The sequence below is a fragment of the Kribbella sp. CA-253562 genome, assembly GCF_050942265.1.
Taxonomy (GTDB): Bacteria; Actinomycetota; Actinomycetes; order Propionibacteriales; family Kribbellaceae; genus Kribbella.
Genome location: NZ_CP192049.1, coordinates 2,050,317 through 2,074,034, shown reverse-complemented (window position 1 = coordinate 2,074,034; position 23,718 = coordinate 2,050,317). Strand labels below are relative to the sequence as shown.

The following is a 23,718-nucleotide window of genomic DNA, read 5'->3' as shown; positions in this document are numbered from 1 at the left end:
ATCAGCCGCCGGCCACCGCGGGCAGTACGACGACGACGTCGCCGTCCTTGACCCCGGTCTGCAGGCCGCCGGTGAAGCGCACGTCCTCGTCGTTGACGTAGACGTTCACGAACCGGCGCAGTTCCTCCGGCTCACCCTCGACGATCCGCTCCTTCAGACCCGGGTGCGCGCCGTTGACGTTGTCGATGAACTCGGCCAGCGTGCTGCCGTCGCCGTTCACCGCCTTCTCGCCCCCGGTGTAGGTGCGCAGAATGGTCGGGACGCGAAGCTCGATCGCCATTTCAGTTGTCTCCTTGGTTGCCGCTGCCGTGATTGGCCACGATCTGCACTTCTTCTTCGGTGACCGCGCCGTCGATGATCCGGTACGAGCGGAACTCCACCGGCCCGTCGTAGGCCGGCGAGTCCGCACCGTCGCGGGTCGACACCAGCACGTAGTGCGCCCCCGGCTCCTGCGCCAGGTTGATGTCGGTGCGCGACGGGTACGCCTCGGTCGCGGTGTGCGAGTGGTAGATCACCACCGGCTCCTCGTCGCGCTCGTCCATCTCCTTGTAGAGCTTGAACAAGTCGCCGGAGTTGAATTCGTAGAACGTCGGTGACATCGCCGCGTTCAGCATCGGGATGTGGCGCTCCGGCCGGTCCGACCCGGCCGGCCCCGCCACCACCCCACACGCCTCGTCCGGATGGTCCCGCCGCGCGTGCGCCACGATCGCGTCGTACGTCGCCTGGTCGATGATCAGCACGCTTCCACGATACGGAGCGCGACCAGGCGTCCCCGCCAACCCGGCCTCCGGTCCAGTATGTGGACTACCAGCGATCGTGGACCTGGGGGCGGACGAGTTCGTCGTACGTCGAACGGACGGCCTGGAGCTGTTCCTCGGTGAGCGGGGCGAGGGCGGCGGCGCCGATGTTGCCGGCGACCTGTTCGGGGTTGCGGGCGCCGGGGATGACGACCGAGACGCCGGGCTGGTCGATGATCCAGCGCAGGGCGAACTGGGCCATCGTCGCGCCCGCCGGCAGCCAGGGCTCGAGGCGCTGGACGGCGTCCAGGCCGGTGCGGAAGTCGACGCCGGAGAAGGTCTCGCCGACGTCGAAGGCCTCGCCGTGGCGGTTGTAGGTGCGGTGGTCGTCGGCGGCGAAGGTGGTGTTCTCGTCGTACTTGCCGGACAGCAGACCGCTGGCCAGCGGGACGCGGGCGATGATCCCGACGCCGGCCTCGCGGGCGGCCGGCAGCACCTCGTCGAGCGGCTTCAGGCGGAACGCGTTCAGGATGATCTGCACCGACGCCACGTTCGGCCGGGCGATCGCCGCGAGCGCCTCGGCGCAGGTCTCCACGCTCACCCCGTACGCCGCGATCCGCTTCTCCGCGACGAGCGTGTCCAGCGCCTCGAACACCGCGTCGGTCGAGTAGACCGGAGTCGGCGGGCAGTGCAGCTGGACCAGGTCGATCGTCTCGACGTCCAGGTTCTCCCGGGACCGGTCGTTCCAGGCGCGGAAGTTGTCGAGCGTGTAGTTCTCCAGCTTCTGCTCGACCCGGCGCCCCATCTTGCTCGCGACCGTCAGGCCGTCGTACTCCTTGAGCACCTGCCCGACCAGCCGCTCACTGCGCCCGTCGCCGTACACGTCGGCGGTGTCGATGAACGTCACCCCACCGTCGACCGCAGCCCGCAGTACGCCGAGCGCCTCGTCCTCCCCGACCTCACCCCAGTCGGCCCCGAGCTGCCAGGCCCCCAACCCGACCACACCGACATCCCGACCAGTACGCCCCAACGTCCGCTTCTCCATGCGGCCAACCCTAGGGCGCGTGGTCAGCGCATGTTGTGCAGGAGGGCGGACTGGAGGTAGCCGAGCCAGTCGTAGAGGTCGTAGGTGAGGCGGCGCGGGTCGTCGTCGGGCAGTTTTTCCCAGACGGCGTAGTCGTCGTCCTCCTTGATGTCCAGGCGGGTGCCGATCGCCAGGCGGAGGTCGTTCAGCGCGCGCAGCCAGGCGAGCTGGTCGTCGGGCTCGAGCGGGATGCCGTCCTCGACCGAATGCTCCTCGAGGGCGGTCAGCACGCGCCGGGCGTCGTTGGCCTTGCCGTCGCGCAGCCCCCGCTCGGTGAACCGGCGGAACTCCCCCGCCGCCTGGTCGTCATCGGAGTAGGCGTTCGGCAGCAGGCGCTGCAGGACGACGTCCTCCGGCGGCGCGGTCGGGCCGTCGGTGTCGAGCAGGGCGGCCAGGGGGTCGTCGCCGGCCTCGGTGGCGCGCGGCGGCATGCCGTCGTACAGGAGCTCGACGAGGTTGCGCAGCAGGTTGGCCAGGATGTCGGCCTCGTGCTCGGCGAAGCTGACGACAACGGTCTTGCGGCGTTTCCGGAACCGGGTCACGACTTCTCGCAGGTGGCCCACAGGCCGTAGCTGTGCATGGCTTCGACGTCGCGTTCCATCGCCTCGCGGTTGCCGCTGGACACCGCCGACTTGCCCTCCTCGTGCACTTGCATCATCAGCTTCTCCGCCTTCTGCTTGGAGTAGCCGAAGTAGGTCTGGAAGACGAACGTGACGTAGTCCATCAGGTTCACCGGGTCGTTCCAGACGATCGTCACCCACGGTGGGCTCAACTCGATCGCCTCGTCGACTTCGGGGCTGTCGAGCTCGCTCGGTGCGGTGGTCACGGGCCCATTGTCTCCACTCGCCGATCCGGTCTCGCAATAGGCTGCCCTTGTGACGACTTCAGCGGAGCCAACGACCGCCCTGCTCACCGACCACTACGAGCTCACCATGCTGCAGGCCGCGCTCGCCGACGGTACGGCGCACCGCCGGTCGGTCTTCGAGTTGTTCGCCCGCCGGCTGCCCGACGGCCGCCGGTACGGCGTGGTCGCGGGCGTGAACCGGCTGCTCGACGCGCTCGAGCGGTTCCGCTTCGACGAGGCGACGATCGCGTTCCTGGCCGAGCGTGGCGTGGTCGACCGGCCCACCTGCGACTGGCTGGCCGACTACCGGTTCAGCGGCGACATCAGCGGGTACGCCGACGGCGAGATCTTCTTCCCCGGCTCGCCGGTGCTGGTGGTGGAGTCCAGCTTCGCCGAGGCGGTGCTGCTGGAAACGGTGTTCCTGTCGATCCTCAACCACGACTCCGCGGTCGCCTCGGCGGCGTCCCGGATGACCTGGTGGGCCGGTGGCCGGCCGTGCATCGAGATGGGCTCGCGGCGGACCCACGAGGAGGCCGCGGTCGCGTCGGCGCTGGCGGCGTACATCGCGGGCTTCGCGACGACCTCCAACCTGGAGGCGGCGCGCCGGTTCGGCATCCCGAGCGCCGGGACGGCGGCGCACTCGTTCACGCTGCTGCACGACACCGAGCGGGACGCGTTCGTCTCGCAGGTCGAGGCGCTCGGCAAGGGCACGACGCTGCTGGTCGACACCTACGACCTGACCGAGGCGGTCAAGACGGCGATCGAGGTGACCGGGCCGGAGCTCGGCGCGGTCCGGCTCGACTCCGGCGACCTGCCCTCGCTGGCCGGCCAGGTCCGCGAGCAGCTCGACGCGCTCGGCGCGACGAAGACCCGGATCATCGTGACCAGCGACCTGGACGAGTACCAGATCGCCGCGCTCGCCCCGGCCGCGGTCGACGGGTACGGCGTGGGCACGTCACTGGTGACCGGCAGCGGCTACCCGACCTGCGGTTTCGTCTACAAGCTGGTCGCCCGCGAAGACGCCGACGGCACGCTGGTCCCGGTGGCCAAGAAGAGCCCGGACAAGATCTCGATCGGCGGCCGCAAGTACGCGCTGCGCCGCCGCAGCACCGACGGCGTCGCCGAGGCCGAGGTGATCGGCGTCGGCGAGCCGCCGGTGGACGACGGGGACGACCGGCTGCTGCTGCAGCCGTTGGTCCAGGCGGGCAAGATCGTCGGCCGGACGACGCCGGCGGAGTCCCAGGCCCACCACCTCAAGGTCCGCGACGAACTGCCGCGCAGCGCCAGCCAGTTGAGCCGCGGTGAACCGGCCATTCCGACCGACTACATCGGCGACCTGAACAGCCGGAACCCGTACGCCCCGCGCAGCGCCCTGTGAACGGTCAGGACGACGTGACCGAATAACTGGTGGTGCTGAAATTCAGCCCACCGCTGGACGAGGTGATCTCGAATCCGAATTGCACCTCGCCCATCGTCACGTCACCCATCCAGCCGCGCCCGCGGATCCAGTTCATCACCGCTTTGATGTCGACGGTGCCGGAATTGGTGTTGCCGGTCCGGACGAACGAGAACACCTCGTTGGCGCCGTTGGTGCCCTTGTAGACGTCCCAGGTGTGGCCGCCGACGGTGGCGGTGGCCTGCCGGCTGCCGATCGGGCCGACCGCGCCCTGCTTGTTCATCCACAGCATGATCTCGTAGGCGTTGTTGCCGGCCCAGATGTCGTACGCCGTCGCGTACGACCCGCTGCCGGGCCGGCTGACGCCGAAGCTGCTCGACAAGGTGCCGAGGGCACTGATTCTCTTGCCCACGGCCCGTGATACGTGCGGGTAGGACTTCACCCCACCGGTGTTGGGGTGATTGGCCCAGACTCCCCAGTTGCGGTAGGAGTTGGCCCAGATGGACTGCGGCCCGGCGCCACCACCCCACACGTTGTTGCGTACGGTGTAGCCGCCGTTCGACCACGTTCCCCACTTGTCACCGGACTCCCAGGTGGCCGCCTGAGCCGGCAGCACCGCGGCACCCGAACCGGCCAGCAGCGCGATCAGCGCCACCAGCACCTTCCACTGTCGTGTCATCGTTCATCCTTCCTCACGAGTTCCGGGGCGACGCCTGACGAACGACGAATCGAAGCGCTTCGATGATCATTCGAAAGGCAGGAAAGCGTCTGTTCCGGAGGATGGCCGTCGAATTCGAATCGAATCGACGAGGGAATTCCACCGGCCAGGACCGGCGGATCGAGAGCACTATTGCAGCCGGTTTATCCGAGGTCAACGCCCGGTCACCGAAATGCCGGTGAAAGGCCGCCCGGTCTTGACAGGAACCGTGCGCCGCTCGACGCTGTGAGCGGACAAGGTCGAAGCGCTTCGACCGGCAGCACGGACCGAGGAGGCAGCCATCGTCACGATCGCCGATGTCGCGCGGCAGGCCGGGGTGGCGGCCAGCACGGTGTCGTACGTTCTCAGCGGCAAGCGGTCGATCTCCCCGCAGACCCGCGACCGCGTACAGGAGGCTGTCCGGGTGCTGGGCTACCGGCCGAACGCGAGCGCCCGCGCGCTGGCCTCGAACCGGTCCAACGTACTCGCACTCGTCATCCCCCTGCGGGCCGGCATGCACGTGCCCGTGCTGATGCAGTTCGCCACCGCCGTGGTGACGACCGCCCGCCGCTACGACCACGACGTCCTGCTGCTGACGGCCGACGAAGGCCGGTCGGGACTCGAGCGCGTCTCGCAGAGCGCGCTGGTCGACGCCCTGGTGGTGATGGACGTCGAGCTGCACGACGAGCGCGTGCCGCTGCTGCGCGAGCTGCCGATGCCGTCGGTGCTGATCGGCGTACCGGCCGACACCGAAGGCCTGACCTGTATCGACCTGGACTTCTTCGCCGCGGCCGAGCAGTGCGTCGACCACCTCACCGACCTCGGGCACCACAGCATCGCCTTGCTCGGTACGCCGTCCGCCGTCTACGCCCGGCAGACCGGCTTCGCGCACCGCACGCTGGCCGGCTTCCAGTCGGCGGCCGAGCGACGCGGCGTCATGGGCATCGAGACGCCGTGCGAGCCGACGTTCGACGCGGTGCTCGGGACCGTCGGCGAACTGCTCGAGGCGCACCCGGGCATCACTGGCCTGGTGGTTCAGAACGAACCGATCATCGGGCCGCTGCTGGACGTTCTGCGCCGCCTCGGCCGCCGGGTCCCGGAAGACATGTCGCTGATGGCGATCTGCGCCGACGACGTGGCCGAGCGCCAGGTCCCCCAGCTGTCGTCGGTCACGCTGCCGGCCGACGAGATCGGCCAGCAGGCCGTCGAGGCGCTGATCGCGAAGCTCGAGGGCCACCGGACCTCGTCCGACGTGACGCTGGTGCCCGCCCGGCTGACCGCCCGAGCGAGCACCTGCGCCGCGCCGAAGACTCATTCGGAGCGGACGACCGCCTGACCACCGGCGGGCAGGACCAGGCTTCCGTTCACCTCCGCGCCGGACAGCAGGTCCAGCCCCTCAACCGGTACGACGGCCGCCGCGTCGCCGTGGTTGAGCAGGAACGTCCAGGTCGTCCCATCGGCATGCCGCCGAACCAGCTCGACGCCCGCAGGCAGCACCGGCAACTCGATGCCGGCACCACGCATCGCCTGGTCCAGCAGCGCCCGGTACGCCTCGTCCGCCAGCTGGGTCGAGACGTACCACGCGACGCCGTCGCCGTACTGGTGCCGGGTGATCGCGGGCGATCCGTCCAGCACGCCACCGGCGTACCGGTCGATCACCTCGGCGCCCGCCAGCTGCACGTCCTCGCTCCACACCGTGCCGCGGCCACCCGACGCGAGCTCGACCTCGGCGACCGGGTGGAATTCCTCGACCCGGATGCCGAGCACGTCGGTGAAGGCGCCGGGATAGCCGCCCAGCCAGACCTGCGCGTCCTCGTTCACGATGCCGCTGAAGTACGTGACCAGCACGTGCCCGCCACCCTCGACGTACCGCGCGATCGCAGCGGCCGCCTCGGCCGAGACCAGGTACAAACTGGGCACCACCACGAGCCGGTACGGCGACAGGTCAGCCGTCGGGGCGGGCAGGTCCGCTCCGACCCCCGCCGCCCAGACCTGCCGATGCGCGGCCTGCACGGCGGCCAGGTAGTCGAGCTCGGACGACGGCAGGTGAGTCGCCTGCATCGCCCACCAGGACTCCGCGTCCCACAGGATCGCGACATCGGCCTGCACCGCGCTGGCCTCGACCTCGGCGATCCGCGGCAGCGCGGCGCCGAGCTCGACAACCTCGCGGAACCGCCTCGTACTGGACCCGGCGTGCGGCACCAGCGCGGAGTGGAACATCTCGGCCCCGCCGCGCGACGCGCGCCACTGGAAGAACAGCGCGCCCTTCGAACCGCGGGCGACGTGCGCCAGGCTGTGCCGGGTCATCCGCCCCGGCGCCTTGGTGGTGAGGCGGCGCCCGTCGTTCACGGAACCGGCCGCTTGCTCCATCAGCAGCCAGGACCGGCCCCCCGCCCACGACCGCGCGAGGTCCGCGCCGAACGCCGTCTGCTGCTCCGCGCCGATTCCCGCGTCCCCCGGATAGTGGTCGATGGCAACCACATCCACCTCCGGTGCCCACCGGGCATGATCGACCGGAACCCAGGCCCCGAACACGAAGTTGGTCGTGATCGGCAGCTCGGGCGTGAACGACCGCAGGATCGCCTTCTGCTCGGAGTAAGCGGCCAGCAACTCGTCCGACCAGAACCGCCGGAAATCCAGTGCATGTGTCGGATTCACCAGGTACTGCGTCGCGCGCGGCGGCCGGATCTCCTCCCAACTGCCGTAGCCCTGACTCCAGAACGCCGTCGTCCAGGTCGCATTCAGCCGGTCCAGGTCGCCGTACCGGTCGCGCAACCAGCGCCGGAACGACGCGGCCGCGTGATCGCAGTGGCACACCGTGCCGTATTCGTTGTGCACGTGCCACATCGCCAACGCGGGATGCCCGGCGTACCGCTCGCCCAGTGCCCGGGCGATGCCCGCCGCGGCCTCCCGGTACGCCGGCGCGCAGGCGCAGTACGTGTCCCTGCTGCCGTGCGTGAGCCGGACGCCGTCGGCGTTGACCGGCAGCGCGTCGGGATGCCGCAGGCTGAACCAGGGCGGCGGCGAGGCGGTCGGCGTCGCCAGATCAACCTGTACGCCGGCGCTGCCGAGCAGGTCCATCACTTGGTCGAGCCAGCCGAACTCGTACCGCCCCCGCTCCGGCTCCAGGCTGGACCACGCGAACACGCCGACCGTCACCAGGTTGACCCCGGCCTCGCGCATCAGTGCGACGTCTTCCTTCCACACCTGTGGCGGCCACTGCTCGGGGTTGTAGTCGCCGCCGTAGTACAGACCCGTCATACCGGTTCCCCGTAGGGAATGCCGAGACCGTTGGTGGACAAGTAGACCCGCCCGTAGACCCTGGGGTCGCCCGCGATCGCGTCGTTGGTCGAGGCGTACTGGTGCCGGTCGTCGTTGACCCGCCGCCAGCTGACGCCGCTGTCGTCGGAGCGGTAGATGCCCGGCACGCCGTTCACCGTGCCCGAGGTGTACACCGCCATCTCCCGACGGCCCGGCGCCGCCTTGCCGAAGCCCACGGTCAGCGCCTCCTCGATGGTCGTCAGCCGCTGGTAGCTGAGCCCATGATCCACCGAACGGAACAGACCGGCCGGACCGGCCGCGAGCCAGCACTGCCCGGACCGCTCCAGAACCGTCTCGAGCTTACCGCCGCCCACCGGCAATCCCGTTGCCGTCGGCAAGAAGCTGCGGCCGCCGTCCACACTCCGGTACGCCGTACCGGTGGCCGGGTCGAACCCGAAGAACAGGCTCGCGTCGACCCGGTCCGCCGCGACGACGACCTGCTGCGGAAGCCCCGTCACCGGCGTCCACGAGGCGCCGCGGTCGCGCGAGTAGTGCGGCGGCACGTCGCCCGGCACCCAGAGGATCGTCCGCGCGTCGGTGCTGACCACGATTTTGCCGGGCTGTGTGGATCCTGAGGGCTCTCCCGCGAACGGCTGCCAGCTCACCCCGGCGTCGGTCGAGTACGCGCCACGCTGCAGGCTGTCGCCGTACGCGACGCGGACGACGAACCCCTCGGTGCGGGCCGCGTAGTCCAGGCTCGGCGACGAGCCGCTGACCGGGTTCGCCGCCTGCCCGTCCGGCGGTACGACGTCCAGCCGGTCGTGCCGGAAGACTCCGATGTCGCCGAGCGCGCTGATCAGCGGCGGTCCCCACGGCGGGCTGATCAGGTCGAGCACGGCCGTCTCCTCCAGCCCCTGCGCCCGGACCGACCAGTGCGTGCTGCGGCCCGCCTCGGCGTTGGTCACGTCGTCGGTGCCGAAGATCGTGGCGCCGGTGACGTACAGCACCTTGCCGGAGTCGAACGGGTCGATCGAGATGTCCCCGATCATCCAGCCCAGCTTCGGCGTGCCGTGGAAGTCCAGGTACGGCGCACCGGAGGTGTCCAGCACGATCTTGGCGCCGATCGAGTGCCAGGTCGCTCCGCCGTCGACGGTCCGGAACACGTCGTCGACCGGACCCCACCGGCTCATCGTGGCGACCATCGCCGTGCCGGGTCTACGCGGATCGATGGCCAGGCCGGCGTACCCGAAGCCGGCTTCGCCTCCGGTGTTCGGCCGTAGCGGGGTGATGTCGGTCCAGGCGCCGGTCGCGACGTCGAGCTTGTGGACGCCGCCGTCGTACATCTCGTACGGGCCGGGCAGATCCCCGTACGTCACGTACAACTGCCCATCCGAGGCCAGCTCGCCGTGGTGGGGCAGCCAACCGGTTGGTTGGCTCGCGAGGGGCGACCAGGTGAGACCCGAGTCGTCGCTGCGCCAGATCGGGTTCGCGCGGTCCGTGGAGCCGACGTAGATCGTGCGGGTCGGCCGGCCACGCCGGCTGCCGCGCGGGTCGAAGAACACGAACCCGAGGCCGAGCCCAGCCGTACCGACCGTCGGGAAGCTGTCGACCCGCGCCCAGATCTCGCCGCGGTCGGTGCTGCGCCACAGGCCTTGGTTGCGGGTGCCGAAGTACAGCACCCGGCCGTCGCACGGGTCGACCGCGAGCCGCTCCCCCATCGACCGGCCCGGCTCGTTGCCGCCCAGTTTGAACGGCAGGTCGGTCCGCCGGAACGTCCGGCCCTGGTCGGTCGAGCGGAGGATGGCGCCGTTGATCGGCGACCAGTCGTTCGTGTAGGTGCCGACGGCCAGGTAGAGCCGCGCCGGGTCCTGCGGGTCGAGCGCCAAGCTCTCGACGCCGGTCAGGCTCCAGTCGGCGAAGCTGACCCACTCCAGCAGCTGGACCCAGCGCCGGGTCCGCGGATCCAGCCGTGCGGCGCCGCCGATGTCGGTGCGCGCGTAGACCAGACCGCGCTGCTTGGGGTGGTGCACGATGCCGGTGACGAAGCCGCCGCCGACGATCTCGACGTTGCGCCAGCGGTATCGGCCGGTGCCGTCTCCGGCCTGATGACCGGCCTCAGCGCCGGCCACCGCGGCAGCCGGCTCCGGCCAGGCCGCCACGGCCGCCGCACCGGTGCCCAGGGCAAGGAAATGCCTTCGCGGAAGCGTCATCTCACTCCTTCTGAAAGGGGTCTAGCCCTTGACCGCGCCGATGATGACGCCCTTGGTGAAGTGCTTCTGGATGAACGGGTAGACCAGCAGGACCGGGATCACGGCCAGGACGACGATCGCCATCTTGATCGCCAGGCTCGGCGCCGGCGCCAGCCCGAGCGCGGGCGTGGCGGTGACTCCCCCGGCGCCGCTCGGCAGCACCTGCGCCTGCACGATGTAGGTGCGCAGGACCAGCTGCAACGGCCACTTGGTGTTGTCGTTCAGGTAGAGCATCGCGTTGAAGAACGCGTTCCAGTAGCCGACCGCGTAGAACAGCCCGACCACCGCGACGACGGCCTTCGACAGCGGCATCACGATCCGGGTCAGCACGGCGAACTCGCCCGCGCCGTCGATCCGGGCACTGTCGATCAGCTCCGCCGGGATGCCCATGAAAAACGCCCGCATCACGATCAGGTTGAACGCCGAGATCGCGGTCGGCAGGATCAGCGAGGCGTAGCTGTCGATCAGGCCGAGTGAGTTCACCAGCAGGTAGCTGGGGATGATGCCCGGCCCGAACAGGAACGTGAGCAGCACGACGAACAGCAACGGCCGGTGCCACAGCGAGCCCGGCCGCGACAGCCCGTACGCCGCGAGCACGGTGATCAGCAGGCTGAACGCCGTACCGATGATCGTGATGGCGGTGCTGATCACCAGGGCGCGGGTGACCACGCCACCGGACAGCAACTGCACGTACGCGGCCAGCGTCAGCTCCCGCGGTACGACGACCAGGCCGCCCGCGCGGGTGACCGCCTCCGTGCTCGACAGGCTGGTGACAACCACGACGTACAAGGGAAAGGCGATGACGAGGAAGACCAGCGCCAGGACGACCGGTTTGCCCAGCCGGCCCACCAGCGTGGGTTCCTCCTCCCAGATGGGACGTTCCGGGTGACGCTGGCGGGACAACAGACCGGCCGGCGGTTTCACGGCTTGTGAGCTCATGAGCGCGAGTACACCCCCTGCTCGCCCACCAGATGGGCGAATTTGTTGGCGGCCAGCACCAGGACCAGGCCGACCAGTCCCTTGAACAAGCCGGCGGCCGCGCCGTAGCCGAAGTCCCCGACCAGCAGGCCCTCGAAGTACACGTAGGTGTCCAGCACCTCGGCCGCGCCGGCGCCGACGGCGTTGCGCTGCAGGATGAACTGCTCGAAGCCGACCGTGAGCGCGTCGCCGAGCCGCAGGATCAGCAGCAGCACGATCACCGGGCGCAGGCCCGGCAGGGTGATGTGCCACATCCGCCGCCAGCGGTTCGCGCCGTCGGCCGCGGCCGCCTCGTACAGCGCCGGGTTGATCGTGCTCAGCGCGGCCAGGAAGACGATCATGCCCCAGCCGGCGTCCTTCCAGACCGCTTGCAGGGTGACCAGCAGGATGAAGCCGTCGGGGTTCGTCATCAGGTCGACGGCCTGGAACCCGTTGGCGCGCAGGCTCTGTGCGAGCAGCCCGGCGCCGCCGATCATCTGCTGGAACAGGGAGACCACCAGGACCCAGGAGAAGAAGTGCGGCAGATAGACCACGCCCTGGATGAACGTCCGGACCTTCACCGACAGCACGCTGTTGAGCAGCAGCGCCAGCAGGATCGGGATCGGGAAGAAGAACACCAGCTGGAACGCCGTGATCGTCAACGTGTTCGTCAGCGCGGACCAGAACGCGCCGTCGGCGAACATCCGGCTGAAGTTGGCCAGCCCGACGAACTCGCTGTCCCGGATCCCGACGTACGGGGAGTAGTCCTGGAAGGCGATCACGTTGCCGAGCGTCGGCAGGTAGTGGAAGAGCAGCAGCAGGACGATCACCGGCGCCACCATCAGCAGCAGCGGCCAGTCCCGGCCGAACCTCACCCGCCAGTGCGGACGGGTCCGGCGGGGGCCGGGCGCCGGCGCGGGCTGCTGCGCGGCGGGCGCCCTGACCTCATCGACCGTTGTCACTGAGCACCTTCGCGTAGAAGTCGCGGCCTTCGTCCCCTCCGCCGGACCGCCAGGCCTGGACCGCCGCCTTGAGTTCCGACACCGGCCGCCGGCCGCGCAGGATGTCCTGCAGCTTGTCGTCGAAGGGCTGGTTCAGCCCGGCCATCTTGGACGGCGCCTCGACCCGGATGCCCTCGAACGGGTTCTTCTCCATCCGCTTGCAGGACTCGTTCTCCCAGGCGCTCATCGCCTCGACGTAGCCGGGGTACTGGCTCTGCGTGTGCGCGGCCGGCCGGCCGCCGAGGAAGATGTAGGTGTTCGCGACCTCTTTCGAGCCGAGCGCGGTCAGCTTCGGCGCGCCGGAGCTCTCCTTGGTGTAGTGCTTGCCCTCCACCCCGTACGCCGCCAGCTGGTACTCCTCGGTGCCGAACGGCGCGGCGGTGTAGTTGAGCACGCCGAGCAGTTCCTTGACCCGCTGTTCCCCGAGGCCCTTCTTGACGAAGGTGAAGATGCTGGCCGGGTCTCCGCCCCACACGATCGCCTCGCCGCCGTCGTGGGCGAACGGCATCACCGCTTGCATCTCGAACGAGGGGTTGATCGGCAGCTGCCGCTGCAGCGCCTCGGACCACGATCCGGTGCCGTCCTGGTACACCAGGATCTGACCGCCCTCGAACAGCGGCTTCTGGTCGGCCGAGGCGTTGCCCACCACGGTCGGGTGCACGTAGCCCGACTGGAACAGCTTGCGGGTGAAGGCCACTGCCTCCTCGAACTCCGGCGTCTCGATCTTGTTGACGAGCTTGCCGCTGGAGTCCTTGCGCCAGCCCGCCGGCGCCCGGAAGGCCCGGGCCATCTCGTCGACGATCGAGCCGAACGCCCACCGGTTCGCCTTGGCGTCGGTCAGTTCCTTGCCCAGCGCGAGGATGTCGTCGGCGTTCTTCGGCGGCTCGGCCCCCAGCTTCGCGAACAGGTCCTTGCGGTAGTACAACGCCCAGGGAAGTCCCACCCCCGGGAACGGAACCGCCTTGAGCTGGGAGTTCCACACCCCGTAGGCCCAGGCCCGGGTCGGCAGGTTCGCGAGCATCGGGTACGCCGAGGCCTTGTCGCCGGCCAGGTACGGGGTCAGGTCCTCGAAGAGCTTGTCGACCGCCTGGCCGAACCGGGTCTGGCCGGCGATCTCCCAGCCCGGGACGCAAAGCAGTTCCGGAACGTTGCCGGCCGCCAGCACCGGGCCGAGCTTGTCGCCGTACTCGTTGCCGTTGACGACGTTGAAGCGGACCGGTGCGCCGATGCGCTCGTTGTTCGCGTCGAAGTAGGTGTTGTTGCCCAGACCGGGCGGCAGCGGGCCCCACAGCGGGGTCATCGCGCTGACCTCCTTGCCGCTGGTCACCGGCTTGTCCGGCAGCGCGCGCTTGAGCTCGGTCGGGTACTTCGTGAAGCCCGGCGAGGCGCCGTTGCTGCCCGGCAGGTCGGGCTTGACCGGTTCGTAGGCGATGTAGGCCGGCAGCAGCGCGGTCAGCTTGTCCTCGGTCTCGGCCCGGCCGCTGGTCGACGAGCCGCCGCCGCCGTCGTTCGAGCAGGCGGTGAGGGCGGTGCCGCCGGTCGCGACGGCCGCACCGGCCCCGAGCAGGGAGAGAAAGGTCCGGCGGCTGGTGGAGCCGCCTGCGGGTGCGATCACGATGAGCTTCCCTTTCGGCTGGGAACGGGGGCCCGTCCCGGGGTAGAATTAGTTGGGCTGGTAGCCAAACAAATTAGCTCAGGACCGATGCCGCCACAAGGTGTAGAACTGACCCAGGACGCAGTCAGCGCGCCGACCGAGCCGAAGAGGACGGACCTTGACCCCTCATACCGCGGACCACACCGACGTCCGCGCCACCAACCTCGCCGCCGTACTCGGTTTCCTGCGCGCGAACGCGCCCTGCTCGCGCGCCGCGATCGCGTCCGGCACCGGCCTGAACAAGGCCACCGTGACCAGCATCGTCGCCGACCTGATCAACCAGCGGCTGGCCCGTGAGACCGAGCAGACGCAGAACCACGTCGGCCGGCCGGCCACCCTGCTGGTGCTCGACGGGTCGGCGTACGCGGCGATCGGGATGGAGATCAGCGCCCGCGGGCTGACCGCGATCGCCTACGACTCGGCCGGCACGCAACTGCTGCGCTGGCACCGGGCGGGCCCCGGCACGGACGCGACCGCGGGAAAGACGATCGCGGCCCTGGCCGCACTTGCCCGGCGCGCGATCTCGGCGGTGCATTCCTCGGGCCGCGATGTGCTCGGGCTGACCGTCGGCGTACCGGGCCTGGTCGACCGCGACGGGACCGTGGTGCTGGCGGCGGGACTCGGCTGGCGTGACGTGCCGTTGCGTGCCGACCTGGTCGCGGCGCTCGGCCGACCTGCGTTCCCCGTGATCGTCGACAACGACGCCAACCTCGGCGCCCTGGCCGAGCACCGCTACGGCCCGTTCGCGGGCACCGCGGACCTGATCCAGCTGTCCGGCGACACCGGCGTCGGCGCCGGCGTGATCTGCGACGGGCGGCCGCTGCGCGGACAGCACGGATTCGTCGGAGAGATCGGGCACCTGCGGATCCAGCCGGACGGCCCGCTCTGCGGCTGCGGCCGGCGCGGATGTCTGGAGGCGGTGGCCGGCATGCCGGCGATCCTCGCCCGGCTGGAACCGGCCGACGCCCCGGAGACCGACCCGCAACTGCGGACCGACCAGCTCGTCCGGCGCGCCGAGGACGGCGACACCGCCACCCTGAAAGCGCTGGCGGAGGTCGGCTCGCTGCTCGGCCGGGGCATCAGCGTGCTGGTCGATCTGCTCGATCCTGAACTCGTCGTCCTCAGCGGCTCGTACGCAGCGCTGGGCCGCTGGCTGGTGCCCGCGATCGAGCAGGAGCTGGCCGACGGCGCCCTCGTCACGGTGAACGGTCGCTGCCAGGTCGTGGTCTCGACTTTCGGCCACGACGCGACGTCGATCGGCGCGGTCGCTCGTTCCCTGGACCGGTTGGACGCCGGACGCCTTCCGGTCACCAGCCCCTGAACCATCAGTTCATTCGCTGTCAGTCGGTGCTGAGATCTTGACCGCCCGTGCCGAGGGTGCGACGCTCTCAGACACCTTCTGATCGAAGCGCTTCGACGACCGAATTCGTTCCCCTCCCCTGATGCGATTGTCGAAGCGCTTCGACCGCCTTTCCGTCGGCAGACGGCCGAGCGCCCCGGAGCCCGATCACGATGACCTCCCCGCCCAGTACGCCGCTCAGCTCCCCTCCCCCGTTCCGCGATCCGGCCCGCAAGCTGCCGGAACGGATCGACGACCTGCTCGAGCGGCTGACGCTCGCCGAGAAGCTCGGGCTGCTGCATCAGCACCAGGCCGCCGTCCCTCGGCTGGGTCTGGCGTCGTTCCGGACCGGGACCGAGGCCCTGCACGGCGTCGCCTGGCTCGGTCCGGCGACGGTGTTCCCGCAGGCGGTCGGTCTGGCCACCAGCTGGAACACCGAGCTGGTCGAGGCCGTGGGCTCCGCGGTCGGCGACGAGGTGCGGGTCTTCCACCGCCGCGATCCGGCCGCGGTCGGCCTGAACGTCTGGGCGCCGGTGGTGAACCCGCTGCGCGATCCGCGCTGGGGCCGCAACGAGGAGGGCTACTCGGAGGATCCGTGGCTGACCGGCCGGCTGGCGATCGCCTACGGCCGGGGCCTGGCCGGCACCGCGCCGGGACCGTTGAAGACCGCGCCGACGCTGAAGCACTTCCTTGCCTACAACAACGAGACCGACCGGTGCACGACGTCGAGCAACCTGCCGCCGCGAGTGCTGCACGACTACGAACTGCCGGCCTTCCAAGCTCCGATCGAGGCCGGTGCGGCCGTCGCGGTGATGCCGTCGTACAACCTGGTGAACGGACGGCCCGCCCATCTGAGCCCGCTGATCAACGACGTGCTGCGCGGCTGGACCGAGGACGACCTGCTGGTCGTGAGCGACGCCGGCGCACCGGCGAACCTCGTCGGGCTCCAGCAGTACTGCGCGGACGGGCCCACGGCGTACGCGGCGGCGCTGACCGCGGGCGTCGACAGCTTCACGCAGGACGACAACGACGCCGGTCCGTCGACGGCTCATCTGACGGCTGCGCTCGAGCAGGGCTTGCTCACTGAGGACGACATCGACCAGGCCGTCCGGCACACGGTGGCCATTCGGTTCCGGCTGGGCGAGTTCGATCCGCCCGAGCTCGACCCGTACGCCGATCTCGGGGAGGACGTCGTCGGCTGCCCGGCGCATCGCCAGTTGGCCCAGGAGGCGGCCCGGCAGTCGATCGTGCTGCTGAAGCACGAGTGCCACCTGCTGCCGCTCGACCCGGCGACCACCCAGCGGATCGCGATCGTCGGCCCGCTCGCCGACACCCTGTACGAGGACTGGTACTCCGGCACCCTGCCGTACCGCGTCACCGCCCGCGACGGCCTGGTCGAACGGCTCGGCGCGGACGCCGTCGACTTCTGCGAGGGCGTCGACCGGATCGAGCTGCGCGTGCCGGGCGGTTGTCTGAGCGCGGGCGCGGACGGCGTACTGGAGATCGGTACGGCCGGCGGGTTCGACCTCTTCGACTGGGGCGGCGGCGCGTGGACGCTGCGGTCCGTGCAGACCGGCTCGTACGTCACGGTGACCGACGACGGTTCGCTGCGGGCGGACCATCCCGGCCCGAGCACCTGGGTGGTCAACGAGACCTTCGAGCTGATCCTGACCGGCGAGACGAACGCCGTCCTGCGCCACCGCACGGGTGACCGGTACGTCGTGGTCTCGGCCGAGGGATCGGTCACTGCCACGGGGGAAGACGCGAGTGCCGCGACGACCTTCACGCTGGAGACGCTGGTCGACGGCGCCGCCCAGGCCGCCGAGCTCGCCGCCCGGGCCGACGTCGCGATCGTTGTCACGGGCAACCATCCGCTGGTGAACGGCCGGGAGACCGAGGACCGCGAGGAACTGGATCTGCCCGCCGGTCAGGAGCGGCTCGTCCGCGCGGTCCAGGCGGCCAATCCCCGCACGGTGCTGGTGATGTCCAGCAGCTACCCGTTCGCGGTCGAGTGGGCGGACCGGGAACTCCCCGCCTTGCTGTGGTCGGCCCACGGCGGTCAGGAGTACGGCCGAGCCCTGGCCGACGTGCTCTTCGGCGACGCGGACCCGGCCGGACGGCTGCCGCAGACCTGGTACCGGTCGGCCGCGGACCTGCCCGACCTGCTCGACTACGACATCGTCGCCACCGACGCGACGTACCTCTACTACCGGGGGCGGCCGCTGTACCCGTTCGGTCATGGTCTCAGCTACGCCACCTTCGCGTACTCCGATCTGCAGCTGAGCTCCACGTCCGTGCCGGCCGACGGCGAACTCGTGGTGAGCTTGACCGTCACGAACACCAGCTCTCGGGCCGGCCGGGAAGTGGTCCAGCTCTACACCCACCAGCAGAAGTCCCGCGCCAAGCAGCCGTTGCGCCAGCTCCGCGACTTCCGGCGGATTTCCTTGGCGGCAGGCGAAAGCATCCGCGTGGAGTTCGAGCTTGCGGCGGCGGACCTCGCGTACTTCGACGTCACCAGGGACCGGCGCTGCGTCGAAACGGCCAGGCACAGCGTCCTGGTCGGGCGGTCGTGTACGGACACCCGGCTGACGGCCGCCTTCGACGTGCACGGCGAGCGGATCCCGCCGCGGGACCTCCGCATCCCCTTGGCCGCGACGGCGTTCGACGAGTACTGCGCGATCACGCTCACCGACACGACGCCGGTCCGCGGTGACGCCGTCCGGTCGCTGGAGGCCGGCGCGTGGCTGCTCTTCGAAGACGTCGACCTGACGCTCGGCGCCAGCCGCTGCGTCGCCACGGTCGCATCGGAGCAGCAGCGACCGGCGACGCTGGAGCTCAGGCTCGACGACCCGTTGCACGGGACGCTGCTCGGCACGATCGAGGTGCCGCCGACCGGCCACCGGCACACCTGGGCCCAGCAGGTCGCCACTCTGGCGCCCGCCGACGGCGTACGGACCGTGTACGTCGTCTTCTCCAGCGAGCAGATCTCGCTGGAGAAGCTGACGTTCTTGTCCGACTAGATCTTGGTGACGGTGTACCGGTCGCAAGTGCCCTCGAGCACCCGAGCGACCGGTTCGCCGTTCGTGAGGGTGAGCTCGATGGTCGCGACCGTTTCCCCGTTCGGCCCGGGGAGACGGACCCGTTGCGACTGCCCCTCCGTCGGCGCGAACCAGCGCAGCTCGACGCCGTCGGCCCAGTCGTAGTCCGGCCGGTCGTCGACCGCACCGACCGCGATCACGGCGCCTTGACGCACCAGCACCGGCAGGCTGTCGAACCCGTGCTTCTCGGTCACCCACCGACTGCCCGTGAGCCGCTCACCGGTCAGCAGATGGGTCCACGTCCCGTCGGGAAGATAGAAGCGGACCTCGCCGTCCGTGCTCATCACCGGCGCCACCAAGAGGTCGGGGCCCAGCATGTACTGGCGTTCCAGGTACGCGACGCCAGGATCGGTGGGGAACTCCAGCACCATCGGCCGCATCATCGGCGTACCGGACGTGTGGGCTTCTTCGGCGACCGCCGCCAGGTACGGCATCAGCGACAGCTTCAGCTTGGTGAACTTGCGTAGCACCTCGACGGCTTCCTCGTCGAAGGCCCACGGGACCCGGTACGAGCCGGAGCCGTGCAGGCGCGAGTGCGACGACAGCAGCCCGAACGGCACCCACCGCTTGAACACCGCGGCGTCCGGCGTGCCCTCGAAGCCACCGATGTCGTGGCTCCAGTACCCGAAGCCCGACGAGGCCAGCGACAGCCCGCCGCGCAGCGACTCGGCCATCGCCTCGAAGGTCGACTCGCAGTCACCACCCCAGTGGACCGGGAACTGCTGGCCGCCGACCGTCGCCGAGCGGGCGAACAGGACGGCGTCCCCCTCGCCGCGCTGCTCGGTCAGCAGGTCGAACACGGCCTTGTTGTAGAGGTGCGGGTAGTAGTTGTGCATCCGGCGCGGGTCGGAGCCGTCGTACCAGACCACGTCGTCGGCCGGGATCCGCTCGCCGAAGTCGGTCTTGAAGCAGTCCACGCCGAGGTCGAGCAAAGCCTGCAGTTTGGACCGGAACCACGCCGTCGCCGCCGGGTTGGTGAAGTCGACGATCGCCATGCCCGCCTGCCACAGGTCCCACTGCCAGACCGAACCGTCGGGCCGCTTCAGCAGGTAGCCGAGCTGACGGCCCTCCTCGAACAGCACCGAGCGCTGTGCGATGTACGGGTTGATCCACAGACTTACCCGTAGGCCGCGTTCCTTCAGGCGGCGCACCATGCCGGCCGGGTCGGGGAACGCGACCGGGTCCCAGAGGAAGTCGCACCAGTGGAACTGCCGCATCCAGAAGCAGTCGAAGTGGAAGACGCTCAACGGCAGGTCGCGCGCCGCCATGCCCTCGACGAAGCTGCTGGTCGTCTGCTCGGTGTAGTCGGTGGTGAACGAGGTCGACAGCCACAGTCCCATCGACCAGGCCGGCACGCGGGCCGGACGCCCGGTCAGGGCGGTGTAGCGGCGCAGCACGTCCTTCGGCGTCGGGCCGCCGATCACGTAGTACGTCAACTGCTGACCTTCGACGCTGAACTGGTTGCGGGACACCACCTCCGAGCCGACCTCGAAGGAGACGTGCGCCGGAGTGTCCACCAGTACGCCGTACCCGGCGCTGCTCAGGTAGAACGGCACGTTCTTGTACGCCTGCTCGGACGACGTCCCGCCGTCGGCGTTCCAGATGTCGACGACCTGGCCGTTTTTCACCAGCGGGCCGAACCGCTCGCCGAGGCCGTAGACCGTCTCGCCGACTCCGAGGGCCAGTTGCTCGTGCAGGTACTGCCGGCCCTGCTGGTCGGTGATCAGGCCGACGCTGCGCGCGCCGGAATCGGTGAGCGGCTTGCCGTCGCGCTCGAAGCGCAGGTCCCACGGGCCGTCGAGCCGGACGATCGCCGTGAGGTCACCGCTGGTCAGCCGGGCCGTCTCCGGCCCGACCTCGACCTTGACCGGATGGTCCTCCTCGACCGCCAGTTCGAACGCCGGACGCGGCGGCAGGCCGCCGCTGTGGTGCTCGATCCGGACCCCGATCACGTCGGGCGCCGGCGAGCTGAGCGTGACCGTGAACAACGGCTGGTTCAGGGTGTCGCCGCGGCCGACGATCTGCTTGGCCGGGGCGTAGACGACGAGGGACCGTTCGGTCGCCTCGACGCTCTCGACCGCGGCCGGGCGCAACCGGGTCAGCCCCGGCCGCAGCTGCCAGTAGCCGTCTGTGAACTTCATCGACTGCCTCTCTACTTGACCGCGCCGGCGGTGACGCCCCGGGTCAGCGTGCGCTGGAAGATCAGGAAGAACACGACCGTCGGGAGCAGGCTGATCAAAGCCCCGGCGTTCGTGGTGGTGGCGTCCATCAGCCGGTCGCCCTGCAGGGACGCGAGTGCGAGCGGCACGGTCTGGGTGCTGTTGTCGACGAGCATCACCAACGGGATGAAGAACTCGTTCCAGGTCCAGATGAAGAAGAAGATCAGCAGCACCGACAGCGTCGGCCGCACGGTCGGGACCACGACCCGCCACAGCGTCGTCCACCGGCCGGCGCCGTCCAGCGCGGCCGCCTCGAGCAGCGCCTTCGGGAACGTGCCGAGCACCGAGGCGAGCAGATAGGTGCCGAACGCGCTCTGGATGACGGTGAAGATGATGATCACGCTGAGCCGGCTGTTGTAGAGACCGGTCGCCTTGGCCATCGAGTACAGCGGGTAGATCAGGGCTTCCTGCGGGATCATGTTCGCCAGCAGGAACGCCGCCACGATCCACAGCCGGCCGCGGACCCGCCCGATGCCGAGCGCGTAGGCGTTCAGCAGTGACAGCACCACGCCCAGTACGGCGACAGCACCGGCGATCACGATCGAGTTGAGCAGCTTGCCCTCGAACCGGACCTGCGTCCAGTACGTCTTCAGCCCGTCCAGCTGGAACGACTCCGGCCAGCTGAGCGGCCCGTTGCCCGAGTAGTCGGCCGGCGACTTGAACGCGTTCATCAGCATCACCGCGAACGGCACCAGCACCAGCGCCGCGGTGAACGCGACCAGCGCGAGCACGACCCAGCGGGCGACACCCTGCTTGTACCGGTCCGGATCGCGCCGGGTCGCCCTGGCCCGAACCAGCGTCAGGGTGGTCATGGGGCCTCCCGGCCTGGACTGAGGAGTGGAGGGAGCGAAGCGACTGGAGCGACGAGGGAAGGCCGGGAGATCAAGCCCCATGACCACGCCGGCGCCGGAGGCCCGGCCAAAAGCACTGTCATGATGCCTCCTCGGCTCGGCGCTGCGCCTTCAGGAATCCGATGCTGATGGCAACGATCACCAGAGTCAGCGCGGTCGCCACCGCCGCGCCGTACCCGACCTGGAGCTTGTTGAAGAACGCGTTGTAGGCGAAGTACGACGGCACGGTGGTCGCGTTGTTCGGGCCGCCGCGGGTGAGCGCCCAGACCGGGCCGAACACCTTGAGCGCGGCGATCGTGCAGGTCAGCGTGACCACGAACGTCTCCGGCCGGATCTGTGGCAGCGTGATCGCGGTGAACCGGTTCCACCAGCCGGCGCCGTCGATCTCGGCCGCCTCGTACAGGTCCGGATCGACCCGCTGCAGCGCGGCCATGAAGATCACCACCGGGTAGCCGATCTGCACCCAGATCATCACCAGCATCACCATCGGCAACGCGGTGCCCGGGTCGCCGAGCCAGTCGTGGGTGCCGAAGCCGATCGCCTCGCCGAGCGCGTTGACCGCGCCGTCGGGCCGCAGCAGCCAGCCCCACAGGATGCCGGCGACCACGACCGGCAGCACCTGCGGCAGATAGAAGGTGGCCCGCAGGAACGAGGCCGCCTTCGGCCCGAACCGGCGGCCGATCACGTCGAACAACGTTGCCGACAGCACCAGTCCGGCCAGCGTCGGGATCACCACCATGGCGATCACCATCGCCGCGGTGTTGCGGAACGACGTCCAGAACACCTCGTCGTGCAGCAGCCGGGTGTAGTTGTCGAGCCCGACGAACCGGGGGTCGCCGATGCCGGACCACTTGGTCAGCGAAAGGTAGATGTTCGCGGCGAACGGCACCGCGACCACGACGGTGAAGGCGACCGCGCCGGGCAGGAGGTACCACCAGTACCCCCTGCCCGGCCGTGCCTTCACCCGGGACAGGGTGAAGGAAGGCATCGGGTCAGCCGTTCTGGATCTCTGACACGCCCTGCTCGTACGCCTTGCCGAGCTCGGTGAGCACCTGCTGCGGGTTCTTCGACCCGTTGATCAGCGACTGCCCGCCGGCCACCAGCACGTCGTAGTAGCCCGGCACCGGCCAGTCCGGGTAGAAGGCCAGCCCGTCGGCGGCGGTGATCGCCTCGAAGTTCGCGATCAGCTCCTTGTTCTTCGGGTCGGTCACCTTGGTCAGGTCCGCCTTGACCGGGACGCCGCCGTTGTTGCCGAGAATGGTCTGGATCTCCGGCCGCATGGTGATGTCGATGAAGTCGTAGGCCAACAACTTGTTCTTCGACTGCTCCGGAACCACCCACAGGTTGCCCGACGAGCCCGCGTTCAGCTTGTTGCCGGGGAACAGGAACGTGCCCCACTGGAACTTCTTGATCTCGCTGGCGAAGCGCCCGTGCCACCACGAGCCGCTGACGATCATCGGCGTCTTGCCGGCGATGAACGCGGTGCCCATGTCCTCGGCTTTCAGGCTGGCCGACTGCTTGGAGACGTACCCCTTGTCGACCCACTCGCGGAAGGTGTCGGCGCCGTACTTCAGCGGGTCGGAGTCGAAGCTCACCGGGCCCTTGTAGAGCTGGTAGTTGTCGACGAACGAGCGGTCGGCCTTGGACAGCGCGAGCTGGTAGTACAGCTGGCCGGCCGGGTACTCCGCGCCGGCCATGCCGAGCGGGGTGACCTTCTTCGCGACGAAGGTGTCCATCGCCTTGGTCATCTCGTCGAGCGTCTTCGGGACGGCGACGCCGTACTGCTGGAAGAGGTCCTTGTTGTAGTAGACCATCACGTACTCGCCGTAATTCGGGACACCGAACCAGCTGCCCGAACCCATCACGCCCTTCTCGTCGTACCGGGCGGTGGTCTGCAGGCTCGGGCTCAGCAGCTTGTCCCAGCCGCGGCTGCTCACCTCGTCGCTCAGGTCGGTGAGCAGGCCCTTGGACGACAGCAGGCCCGCGGTCGCGTTGCCCTTGTTGTACTCCATCACGTCCGGTGCCTGGTCCGAGGCCAGGATCATCGACGCGTTCTGCTGGATCTGCTCGAACGCCTTGCGCTCGAACTCGACCTTGACGTCCGGGTGCTCGGCCTTGAACACCTCGATGGCCTTGTCCCAGGCCTTGCCCATCGCACCGTTCGCGCTCTCGTAGTGCCAGAGCTTGAAGGTGCCGGTGCCGTTCTCGGCGGCGGCGGCGTCGTCGCCCTGCCCGCCGCAGCCGGCGAGTACCAGGGCGAGCGACACGAATGCCGCCCCGATTGAGATCATGGTGCGGGGAGACCGCATGGGTGTACTCCTTCGACGGATG

At 69.6% G+C, this 23,718-nt stretch carries 19 protein-coding genes; 4 read left to right on the top strand and 15 right to left on the bottom strand.

Translation table 11 applies throughout. The annotated features are described in order from the left end of the window. Position 1 precedes the first annotated feature (1 nt). From ACQPXM_RS10095 to clpS, 5 genes are all read right to left on the bottom strand, one after another. Positions 2 to 280 carry a MoaD/ThiS family protein gene (locus tag ACQPXM_RS10095; RefSeq protein ID WP_077013584.1) on the bottom strand — a complete coding sequence of 93 codons (279 nt, stop codon included), beginning with the start codon at positions 278 to 280 and terminating at the stop codon, positions 2 to 4. A gap of 1 nt (position 281) precedes the next feature. Beyond that, positions 282 to 740 carry a Mov34/MPN/PAD-1 family protein gene (locus ACQPXM_RS10090; protein WP_432947124.1) on the bottom strand — a complete coding sequence of 153 codons (459 nt, stop codon included), beginning with the start codon at positions 738 to 740 and terminating at the stop codon, positions 282 to 284. Between the two features lie 64 nt (positions 741 to 804). Beyond that, positions 805 to 1,782: an aldo/keto reductase gene (locus tag ACQPXM_RS10085; RefSeq protein WP_432947122.1), complete on the bottom strand. Its 978-nt coding sequence runs from the start codon at positions 1,780 to 1,782 to the stop codon at positions 805 to 807. Between the two features lie 23 nt (positions 1,783 to 1,805). Continuing rightward, on the bottom strand, positions 1,806 to 2,363 hold the full coding sequence (locus ACQPXM_RS10080; protein ID WP_432947120.1) for a DUF2017 domain-containing protein: 558 nt from the start codon (positions 2,361 to 2,363) through the stop codon (positions 1,806 to 1,808). Next, positions 2,360 to 2,647 (bottom strand): ATP-dependent Clp protease adapter ClpS, encoded by a 288-nt coding sequence (gene clpS / locus ACQPXM_RS10075; protein WP_012919486.1) that lies wholly within the window; start codon positions 2,645 to 2,647, stop codon positions 2,360 to 2,362. Before clpS ends, ACQPXM_RS10080 begins: the two co-directional genes overlap by 4 nt. A gap of 106 nt (positions 2,648 to 2,753) precedes the next feature. Here clpS and ACQPXM_RS10070 point away from each other — a divergent pair, with 106 nt between their 5' ends. After that, positions 2,754 to 4,043: a nicotinate phosphoribosyltransferase gene (locus tag ACQPXM_RS10070; RefSeq protein WP_432950980.1), complete on the top strand. Its 1,290-nt coding sequence runs from the start codon at positions 2,754 to 2,756 to the stop codon at positions 4,041 to 4,043. A gap of 4 nt (positions 4,044 to 4,047) precedes the next feature. On the opposite strand, the gene ACQPXM_RS10065 is transcribed toward ACQPXM_RS10070, so the two are convergent. After that, positions 4,048 to 4,740, bottom strand: a complete 693-nt coding sequence (locus ACQPXM_RS10065; protein ID WP_432947118.1) for a glycoside hydrolase family 12 protein — start codon at positions 4,738 to 4,740, stop codon at positions 4,048 to 4,050. A gap of 355 nt (positions 4,741 to 5,095) precedes the next feature. Here ACQPXM_RS10065 and ACQPXM_RS10060 point away from each other — a divergent pair, with 355 nt between their 5' ends. Beyond that, entirely contained in the window at positions 5,096 to 6,094 is a 999-nt protein-coding gene (locus tag ACQPXM_RS10060; protein WP_432947116.1) for a LacI family DNA-binding transcriptional regulator, read from the top strand. On the opposite strand, the gene ACQPXM_RS10055 is transcribed toward ACQPXM_RS10060, so the two are convergent. Genes ACQPXM_RS10055 through ACQPXM_RS10035 form a run of 5 tightly spaced genes read right to left on the bottom strand, consistent with a single transcriptional unit; the run spans position 6,070 to position 13,841 of the window. Beyond that, positions 6,070 to 8,019 (bottom strand): beta-galactosidase, encoded by a 1,950-nt coding sequence (locus ACQPXM_RS10055; protein ID WP_432947114.1) that lies wholly within the window; start codon positions 8,017 to 8,019, stop codon positions 6,070 to 6,072. The genes ACQPXM_RS10060 and ACQPXM_RS10055 overlap by 25 nt on opposite strands. Further along, positions 8,016 to 10,229, bottom strand: a complete 2,214-nt coding sequence (locus ACQPXM_RS10050) for a carbohydrate-binding protein (RefSeq protein ID WP_432947112.1) — start codon at positions 10,227 to 10,229, stop codon at positions 8,016 to 8,018. Before ACQPXM_RS10050 ends, ACQPXM_RS10055 begins: the two co-directional genes overlap by 4 nt. A gap of 21 nt (positions 10,230 to 10,250) precedes the next feature. Beyond that, positions 10,251 to 11,207: a carbohydrate ABC transporter permease gene (locus ACQPXM_RS10045; protein WP_432947110.1), complete on the bottom strand. Its 957-nt coding sequence runs from the start codon at positions 11,205 to 11,207 to the stop codon at positions 10,251 to 10,253. Further along, positions 11,204 to 12,187, bottom strand: coding sequence for an ABC transporter permease (locus ACQPXM_RS10040; RefSeq protein WP_432947108.1), 984 nt, complete (start codon positions 12,185 to 12,187; stop codon positions 11,204 to 11,206). Before ACQPXM_RS10040 ends, ACQPXM_RS10045 begins: the two co-directional genes overlap by 4 nt. Then, a complete protein-coding gene (locus tag ACQPXM_RS10035; protein WP_432947106.1) occupies positions 12,171 to 13,841 on the bottom strand; it encodes an extracellular solute-binding protein in 1,671 nt (556 codons plus the stop codon). The genes ACQPXM_RS10040 and ACQPXM_RS10035 overlap by 17 nt, the downstream gene beginning before the upstream one ends. A gap of 157 nt (positions 13,842 to 13,998) precedes the next feature. On the opposite strand from ACQPXM_RS10035, the gene ACQPXM_RS10030 reads away from it, so the two are divergent. Both ACQPXM_RS10030 and ACQPXM_RS10025 read left to right on the top strand, forming a co-directional pair. After that, positions 13,999 to 15,201, top strand: coding sequence for an ROK family protein (locus tag ACQPXM_RS10030; RefSeq protein ID WP_432947104.1), 1,203 nt, complete (start codon positions 13,999 to 14,001; stop codon positions 15,199 to 15,201). A 191-nt stretch (positions 15,202 to 15,392) separates the two neighbouring features. Beyond that, the gene (locus ACQPXM_RS10025; protein WP_432947102.1) at positions 15,393 to 18,239 is read left to right on the top strand and encodes a glycoside hydrolase family 3 C-terminal domain-containing protein; all 2,847 of its coding nucleotides are present in this window, start codon (positions 15,393 to 15,395) and stop codon (positions 18,237 to 18,239) included. Here ACQPXM_RS10025 and yicI read toward each other — a convergent pair. The 4 genes from yicI to ACQPXM_RS10005 all read right to left on the bottom strand — a co-directional run bounded on the left by yicI (position 18,236) and on the right by ACQPXM_RS10005 (position 23,696). Further along, the gene (gene yicI, locus ACQPXM_RS10020) at positions 18,236 to 20,458 is read right to left on the bottom strand and encodes an alpha-xylosidase (RefSeq protein WP_432947100.1); all 2,223 of its coding nucleotides are present in this window, start codon (positions 20,456 to 20,458) and stop codon (positions 18,236 to 18,238) included. The genes ACQPXM_RS10025 and yicI overlap by 4 nt on opposite strands. An 11-nt stretch (positions 20,459 to 20,469) precedes the next feature. Next, a complete protein-coding gene (locus tag ACQPXM_RS10015; protein WP_432947098.1) occupies positions 20,470 to 21,348 on the bottom strand; it encodes a carbohydrate ABC transporter permease in 879 nt (292 codons plus the stop codon). Between the two features lie 118 nt (positions 21,349 to 21,466). Next, complete coding sequence (locus tag ACQPXM_RS10010) at positions 21,467 to 22,375, bottom strand: carbohydrate ABC transporter permease (protein ID WP_432947096.1); 909 nt, start codon at positions 22,373 to 22,375, stop codon at positions 21,467 to 21,469. A 4-nt stretch (positions 22,376 to 22,379) separates the two neighbouring features. Further along, positions 22,380 to 23,696: an ABC transporter substrate-binding protein gene (locus ACQPXM_RS10005; protein WP_432947094.1), complete on the bottom strand. Its 1,317-nt coding sequence runs from the start codon at positions 23,694 to 23,696 to the stop codon at positions 22,380 to 22,382. Positions 23,697 to 23,718 lie beyond the last annotated feature (22 nt).